Origin of the sequence: Candidatus Syntrophosphaera sp. (genome assembly GCA_019429425.1) — a bacterium.
Taxonomy (GTDB): domain Bacteria; phylum Cloacimonadota; class Cloacimonadia; order Cloacimonadales; family Cloacimonadaceae; genus Syntrophosphaera.
Genome location: JAHYIU010000117.1, coordinates 1 through 4,916 on the forward strand (window position 1 = coordinate 1; position 4,916 = coordinate 4,916).

Sequence of the window (4,916 nt, forward strand, 5' to 3'; positions counted from 1 at the left end):
TTGTGAAAAGTGTCCAAACTACTGATTGGCGGTGCAATAGGGATGCTAAAGACTGGATCCCGGGTCAAGCCCGGGATGACAAGCAATGCCTGTATTATTAGTGAAAATCACTATGTGCAACGGTCTTCTTCTATATATGGGAGATATGGAAATGGTGTGAGATCGCGGCTCAGCTGCGCAGCCCGGAGTAAAAGAGCTTGCGCAGGGCTTTGACGTGCCTGGCCATGATCTGGTCTTTCTTTTTGGCCGGGGGATGGATGACACTGATGCCGTCTTTATTCACCCCACCGATCTCGACCAAAAAGGCGGCGGTTTCCTGGATGTGGAAAAAGTAGTTCCGCGCCGTTCCAATGCGGGTACCGGGCATCGTTCCGAGCTCGTAGTTGCCTTTCAGGTAGTCCTTTTTGATGTCGTCGGCATAGCTTTGGGAGATGGCCTGCAGGGAGTCGTAACGCGCTTTTTGCCTTGCGTTTCCGGGATTCAGGGAGGGCAGGAAGATCTTTTCAGCCAGGGCTCCGGTGGGCGAGCTGTGGTAAAAGATCGCCAGTTCGAAGCGGGTCTTCTGGGCCAGCGCGATCACGGCTTTGACCTCTGGTTCGGAGGCAGGGGCGGATCCTTTGTAATTGTGATGGGAGGGGGGCAGGACGCGGTCCTCATCCCAGAAAACGGGATAGTTCCGGTTGAGGTCGACCCCGTCGGTATGCACATCCAGCCTGCCGTTGCCGTCCGTGTCGCGGTTGTTTTTGCGCTTGTTTTGGAAAAGTCCCCTCGAGACGACGCGGTAGCCTTCGGGATTGATGGTGGGCACGATCCAGAAGCGGAATTCGTCCAGGATGGCGTCGATACGCTTGTCAGAAGCGGATTTCCGGGCCAGCTCATTTGCCCAGGCCATGACCAGGTCCACGCCCAGCACCTCATTTCCATGATGCTGGCCGATGATCAGGACATTCCGCGAAGCTTCGGCCCGGCCGATCTCCAAGGCGTAGAGGGGCAGGTTTTCCGTGCCGCTGAAGCCGATGATGTTCAACCGCACGAGGCCGGGATCGATGTCCTGGATCGCTTTGGCGGCGGCAAAGACTTCAGATTCAAGCAGATAGCCCCTGGGCAGGGGAAACACGTTTCCCCTGTTGACCGCGCAGGCTGAGGCCAGGGCGGCGAAAATCAGCAATCCGAACCGGACACGGCAATATCGATACATAAAAACCATTTTGGCAACAGGGGAAAATCCGTCAATGGATTTGCATCCGGGCCCCGATCCGGCCGCCCGGACAGGCATGCAGGGCCTGGGCTTAGATACTGCTTGACAGATCTGCCCCTTCGGGAGAAGCTGTACCCAGGAAAAGGATAACAGCCATATGTGTATACGAAACAAGCAGATAAGTTCTCAACACAACTACAGCTTTGATATAGAAAGCATTTGCCAGCGCGCAGATGCTTTTTTTTTATCCCGGAGGACAGATGAATTGGCATGAGATCATCCGGCTGGCGCTGGAAGAGGACATTGGCAGCGGAGACATCAGCACCGCCTATCTGGAGCTGGAATCCGTTCCGGAGCAGGCTTTCATGATCGCCAAGGCCGGCGGCATCCTGGCTGGGGTGGAGATCGCCAGGGAGGTTTTCCAGACGGTGGACAAGCTCCTGAAGATCACGCTCTATTGCAAGGATGGGGACGAGGTCAAGCGCGGCCAGGAGATCATGCGGATCGAGGGCAATCCCGCGAGTATCCTGCAGGCTGAGCGCACCGCCCTGAATTTTCTGCAGCGCCTGAGCGGGATCGCCACCCTCACCCGCGCGATGGCCTCGCAGCTTGAAGGCACCCATGCCCGTCTGCTTGACACCCGCAAAACCACGCCCCTCCTGCGCGGCATGGAAAAATACGCCGTGCGGGTCGGAGGCGGCTTCAACCACCGCTTCGGGCTCTATGACATGGTCATGCTCAAAGAGAACCACATCCGCGCCTGCGGCGGCATCACGGAAGCGGTCAGCCGCGTGAAAAAACACAACACCGCCCACAAGATCGAGGTCGAGGTCACCAACATCCTCGAGCTCGAGGAAGCGGTGAAAGCCGGGGTCGACCGGGTGATGCTGGACAACATGGAGATCGCGGAGATCAAGGCCTGCGTCAAGCGCTTCGGCAAAAAGGCCGAGCTTGAGGTTTCCGGAGGAGTCACAGCCGCCAACATCCGCGCCATCGCCAAAACCGGAGTGCACTACATCTCCAGCGGGGCCCTGACCCATTCATACAAATCATTGGACATCAGTCTTTTATTCAAGGAGTAAAGATGGAGGAACAACTGCGCACCCTGGCCCGGATGCAGAAACTTGACGACCAGATCGGCAGCCTAAAACTTCTGCAACAGGAACTTCCGAAAGAACTTAACGACATCATCGACCACGTCGACCAAGCCACCGCCAACCTCATCAACAGCGAGACGGAACGCGCCGAAATTGCCAAAAAACAGCGCGCCATCGAAAGCGACATCAAGCAATTCCATGAGAACATCAAGAAATACGCCACCCAACTCTCCGAGATCAAGACCAACAAGGAATACAAGGCCCTGAATAGCGAGATCTCCTACCTAAAGGAAAAAATCTCCGAGTTGGAAAGCCAGGAACTGGAGCTCATGGAGACCGAGGCTGAGGCCAAGAAACAGGTCGATACTGACAAAGCCGAACTGGAAGAGGCAGAAAAGACCAAACGCGCCCGGGAAGGGGAATTGCGCCAGAAGATAGCCTCCCTGGAAAGCGAGATCGAAACCATCCGCGCCGCTCGCAACGAGCTGGCCCACACCTTGCCCGTGAACCTGATCAAGCAGTATGGAAACATGATCAAGAACAAGTCCAACTGCGCAGTGGTCTATGTTACGAACGGAGCCTGCGGGGGCTGCGGCTTCGTGATCCGCCCCCAGATCCGCATCGAACTTCAGGTGCGGCGGAAACTGAACTATTGCGAAAGCTGCGGACGCATCCTGATGGAGAGGTTCACAGATATCTGAACAAAAGCGGGGCAGTGAGTGCCCCGAGCTGATATTTCTGGTGTCAGGAATTTTACGGGCAATCTGTACTTGGGTCTCATTTAAACAAGGATTTGGCAGCCGGGAAATTATTGCTTGACAGAAATCCAGAATCAGTTGAGCGAGGTATGCGGAGTGGCAAAATCCGCGGCAAGTTCATAGCGTGTGACCCCCAATGCAAGATGCAATAATGCCAGCAGGCTTCAATACATTGTATTCATGGCTCGGATGAGGCATCCAACTCAGGCTCTGCGACAGTCCGAAATCAATTTGCAGCAATACCCTAATAAGTATGGGATAAAGGAGATAACCTATGAAACGACTATCATTGCTCCTCGTGATGATAATCACAGTTTGTCTGTCCTACGCCACCATTGACGAGTATTTCGATTTTTTGGCGACGACCGGGACCTACACCGCGATCAATGGCACTGATGCCGGGATCTCGGGCGACGATATGCTCTCGGGGGTGATCCCGCTGGGCTTCAATTTCGCTTATGGCGATGACGTCATCACCCAGATCAAGATATCCTCCAACGGTTGGATCGATCTGGGAGGCACTCAGACCAGCAGCAACCTTTCCAACCAACTCGCTTCAACCCTCTACCGTCCTGTCATAGCGGCGCTTTGGGACGATACCAGCCTCACGGGCGGAAACGCGCAGTATCTGATGACCGGCACCGCCCCCAACCGCGTGTTCACTGTCCAGTACACCGACCTGCAGTGGAATTATTACGCGGGCAACCAATTCAATATCCAGGTGCGGATCTATGAGACCGGCAAGATCGACATGATCTACGGCCCTGCCACCGGAACACCTGCCAACGCGAGCGCCTCGATCGGGATCAACATGGCCCCCGGCGGCGCGGGATGGTTCTACAGCGTGACTCCGGGTCCGCCCGCCACCGTTTCCACCACCGTGGAAAACACTTCCATTGCGGCCTTTCCGGCCCAGGGAACGATCTATGAGTTCAATCCCGTGGTTCCGGTTCCGAATGACCTGGCCGCCATGATGATCACGGGTAACACCACTCCCACCCAGGGCATGGAAGCCATCTACTCCATCACCATCCGCAACCGCGGTTCCAACCCCCAAACGACTTACTCGGTCAAGCTGTTCAAAGAACCGGCGATCGAACTGGGAACGGTTGCTGGAACGGCCATCCAGCCCGGCGAGATCCTTAGTTTCAACATTCCCTGGACTCCGGACGCTGCCGGCCCCGCGGTCCTCTATGGAAAAGTGGTCCTGGCCGGCGATGAGAATACAACAAACGACCAGACGCCCGGCCTGAACGTGACTGTGCAGCCCACGGGCGTGCAGGCTGTCACCATCGGCGACGGCAGCGAACTGGCCAATATTCCGATGAATTTCTACTGGATGAATTCCCTGTTCGAATGCCTCTACTACCCGGACGAACTCGGCTTCGTGAGCGGAACCATCACATCCCTTCAGTTCTACAACAACTTCCAAACCAATATGCCCAACGGCGCCACCAAGATCTGGCTGGGTACAACCAACCTGCAGGACCTGAGCGGCGGCTGGATACCCTCCACGCAGTTGACCCTGGTCTTTGACGGCAATGTGCAGTATCCCGCCGGACCGAATACCATCACCATTCCACTGCAAACGCCATATATGCACACCCCCGGTAACCTGGTGATGATGGTGAACCGGCCGATGGACACCCAGTATTATAACTACATGGATAATTTCCAGGCCCAGACGATCGGCGCGACCCGCGCGCTGGCGATCTATGCCGACGGCACTTTGTTCGATCCGGCCAATCCTCCGGCCAACGCGACGCTTTCCGGCCAGTTCCCCAAGACCACGATTTTCTACACTGGCCAGGCGATCGTCAACGATCTGGGCGCTCTCAGCATCACCGGAAACAGCACTCCCAG

General features: G+C 56.0%; 4 protein-coding genes. 3 read left to right on the top strand and 1 reads right to left on the bottom strand.

Annotated features, from left to right (window positions below; translation table 11 throughout):
* Positions 1–169: 169 nt before the first annotated feature.
* On the bottom strand, positions 170–1,168 hold the full coding sequence (locus K0B87_09250; protein ID MBW6514920.1) for a succinylglutamate desuccinylase/aspartoacylase family protein: 999 nt from the start codon (positions 1,166–1,168) through the stop codon (positions 170–172).
* Positions 1,169–1,458: 290 nt separating this feature from the next.
* Here K0B87_09250 and nadC point away from each other — a divergent pair, with 290 nt between their 5' ends.
* From nadC to K0B87_09265, 3 genes are all read left to right on the top strand, one after another.
* On the top strand, positions 1,459–2,280 hold the full coding sequence (nadC, locus tag K0B87_09255) for a carboxylating nicotinate-nucleotide diphosphorylase (GenBank protein ID MBW6514921.1): 822 nt from the start codon (positions 1,459–1,461) through the stop codon (positions 2,278–2,280).
* A 2-nt stretch (positions 2,281–2,282) separates the two neighbouring features.
* Positions 2,283–2,996 (top strand): hypothetical protein, encoded by a 714-nt coding sequence (locus tag K0B87_09260; GenBank protein MBW6514922.1) that lies wholly within the window; start codon positions 2,283–2,285, stop codon positions 2,994–2,996.
* Between the two features lie 331 nt (positions 2,997–3,327).
* Positions 3,328–4,916: hypothetical protein (locus K0B87_09265; GenBank protein ID MBW6514923.1), on the top strand; the 1,589-nt coding region annotated here is incomplete at its 3' end.

What these genes read in the sequence shown, in the direction of transcription:
- K0B87_09260 (MBW6514922.1), top strand. Translation starts at nt 2,283, where the DNA reads ATGGAGGAACAACTGCGCACCCTGGCCCGGATGCAGAAACTTGACGAC.
- nadC (MBW6514921.1), top strand. Translation starts at nt 1,459, where the DNA reads ATGAATTGGCATGAGATCATCCGGCTGGCGCTGGAAGAGGACATTGGC.